The 2,855-nt window shown below is 44.6% G+C and carries 3 protein-coding genes; all 3 read left to right on the plus strand.

Annotation, left to right across the window (positions count from 1 at the left end; translation table 11 throughout):
* On the plus strand, nt 1-307 hold a 307-nt coding region (locus ABYU67_RS12060), incomplete at its 5' end, for a phospholipase D-like domain-containing protein (protein ID WP_372845532.1).
* A 111-nt stretch (nt 308-418) separates the two neighbouring features.
* Nucleotides 419-1,963 carry a tetratricopeptide repeat protein gene (locus ABYU67_RS12065; protein WP_372845534.1) on the plus strand — a complete coding sequence of 515 codons (1,545 nt, stop codon included), beginning with the start codon at nt 419-421 and terminating at the stop codon, nt 1,961-1,963.
* Between the two features lie 120 nt (nt 1,964-2,083).
* The coding region (locus ABYU67_RS12070) for a 3-deoxy-D-manno-octulosonic acid transferase (RefSeq protein ID WP_372845536.1) at nt 2,084-2,855 on the plus strand (772 nt) is incomplete at its 3' end.

Genomic DNA, 2,855 nt, shown 5'->3' on the forward strand with positions numbered 1-2,855 from the left:
TCAAGAGCTGCTCGAGGCAGGCGTGACGATTGCTCTGTTTAAGGGTGGGTTGCTGCACACCAAAACCGTGGTGATCGATGATGATTATTGTTTATTTGGCACTGTAAACATCGATATGCGCAGTTTTTATCTCAATATGGAAGTAAGCTTGGCCATTTATACACCGGAGATGGTCGCTCAAGTGGCTGATTGCCAAGACGTCTACTTACAGAGTTGCCGTTTTTTGAATTTAGAGCAGTGGCAACAGCGCCATGGTGCAGAGCGTTTGTTTGATAATGTGGTACGCTTATTTAGTCCTTTATTGTAGCGTTAGCTGTTTTAGGTTAAGGTAAGCAAGATGTTTTATATGACAGCCTGTCGCTTATTGCTTTGTTGATTATCTCTGTTACTGATTTTTTTTAAAGGATACGTATTCCTTATGTCGGCATCGCCCTTAACGCCCCTTGATTATATTGCAGCAGGCTATTGGCAAGATTTTTTGGCAAGGCGTGCTGTCGCAGGCGGTATCGCTTATGAAGTAGATCTGCATCATTGTGATTTAGATGAGTCGCTGGCAAGCTTGCAGCGCCTAGATATCCTACTGTCTCAGATACGCCGTGATATGGTCAAAACGGGCATTTGGCATGAAGAAACTTTATTAACAGATGAGCGCTATCGTAATTTTATGGTATTTTTGGCGTTTTATACTGGTAGGGTATTGGCGCAGCAGTGGCAACAACCCCCAAGATGGTTTGGGCGCTTTGAGTTAGATACACGCTATCCTCAATTGGCATTGACTAGCAATGATTTTTATCAGCATATGGCGATGTTTTATGGCGCTGATGCTGAGACTGATAGCGACAATAGCAGCGACAAAAGTACTATCCCGCTTTTCTTTGCTTTAGAACCAATAGGGATGCGACTCTTTGGTCATATAGACCGAGCATTTAAGTCAGTACAAGGTAGTGAAGTCGCAAGTGGCTTGTATCAAGCAGTTAGCGAGCGACTACCAGAAAAGGGCTTTGCTCCTCATGTAGCAGACACGACCATAGTAGAGCAAGCAAACACTGAAGTAACAGGTAAACAAAGCATTCAAAGAGCAAATGAAAGGGCTGTTATTAATAAAGTAAGCCCTAGAGATAATAGTGCATTGCTTGATTCAAGTAGTAAGTCCGCCATAGATATGGCAACCAATCAAGTAGATCATCCATCTCAACTGTTAAATGATAAGGTGGATGATGTATCGTCTACAGCAGATACTATAATTGCAGCAATGCCATTAATAGAAAGTGTAGAAGTAGCAAACACTGAAGTAGCCCCTATAGAAGTGGTAAAGACCATACCAGCTAGCAGCGCCGCAAAAAAACCACCAACGCCAGAGATTTTTACCCAGCTATTGATAGAGTTAGAGGAGATAGAGGTAACACAGAGCGCTGGTGAGACTCAATATAAGCAGGCTTGCAAGGTGTTAGATCAGTTTGAGCGTCATATTGCCAAGCAAGAAGAATCACGTGAGCAAGTGACCTTTTCAGAGGCGCACCTGCAAGCAAAGCAGCAAGCTCTGCTAGGATTAAAAGTTGCGGCAGATGTAGGCAATAGCGCTGCGATGTTGCGCTTGGCAATGTATGAGCTGCTTGGTGAAGGGCTGCTAGCAAACCAAGGCATCGATGAAGTCACGGGTACAGAAACAGGGGCTGAGTGGGTGACGCAAGCGGCGAGTAAAAATGACAGCCGTGCCCAGCGCTTACTGAGTAAAATGTATTATCAAGGCGTAGGGGTAACGCAAGACTTTGAGATTGGAAAATACTGGCTTGAGCAAGCTGCCGAAAACGGTCATGTAGAAGCGGCAAGTTTGGTGACCCAATGGCAGCAAGTACAAGCGTTGATCAGCACCCAAAAACAAGAGCAGCATAGCCTGAAGCGTTATCAGCTATTGTTTGCCGTGATTATCGTGATAGCCTTACTCATTATTATTTTGGTCTAAAATACCATTGCCAAAATGTCTGAATTTAAAAGCGTATGGTTCAGCAATAAATTCAGGTAGAATTGGTGCGTTTTTTACGCGACTCCTATTATCTGCGCCATTAATTATCTGAGCTTTTGCATGCCATCTTCTGACACCTCAAAAAACCTTTCTAGTAACGCCTTGCCTATACAAAGCCGGACGGCTTACAAACCGCCTATGTATTACCAAGTCGGTATAGGCGTATTAAAGCCGCTATATCGGCTGCAAGTATGGCGCCGATCGCATAAGCGTGATAATTATCAGCAAGAAGTTGAACAGCGTTTTGGTAAGCGCTACCCAGCAGCTCCTAAAGCCACAGTCACTCATTTATCAGCTGCAAACTCAAATAGCAGCATCAATGCTAATACTCAAAATAAAACCATCTGGTGTCATGCAGTATCCTTAGGAGAGACCAATACGGTCGCGCCATTGTTGGATGCGCTATTGGCTCGTGGTTATCGTATCTGGCTAACCAATACTACCCAGACTGGTTTTGCACGCGGTGCCAGTCGATTTGCAGAAGACATTGCGCAGGGTCGATTGAGTCACAGTTATGTGCCGGTTGACAGTCCGGCGGTGATTGAGCGCTTTTTGAGTCATGTGCAACCTGCTGCTGCCTTGTTTGTAGAAACAGAGCTATGGGCAAACATTTTAACCAAGTTGTCTGAGAGTCATATCCCAAGTATTCTTGTGAATGGGCGGCTGTCAGCATCATCCTTTAAAAGTTATCAAAAGATTGCTGCCGTCAGTACCAGTATGATGAAAAACCTAAATCTAATCATTGCGCAGGATAATGACTCCGCCAAACGCTTTCGCCAATTGGGTGCGCATAGTGCACAAATCCGGGTAGCAGGCTCGCTAAAATGGGTCA

It is taken from the genome of Psychrobacter sp. (assembly GCF_041554015.1).
In the GTDB taxonomy this organism is placed as follows: domain Bacteria; phylum Pseudomonadota; class Gammaproteobacteria; order Pseudomonadales; family Moraxellaceae; genus Psychrobacter.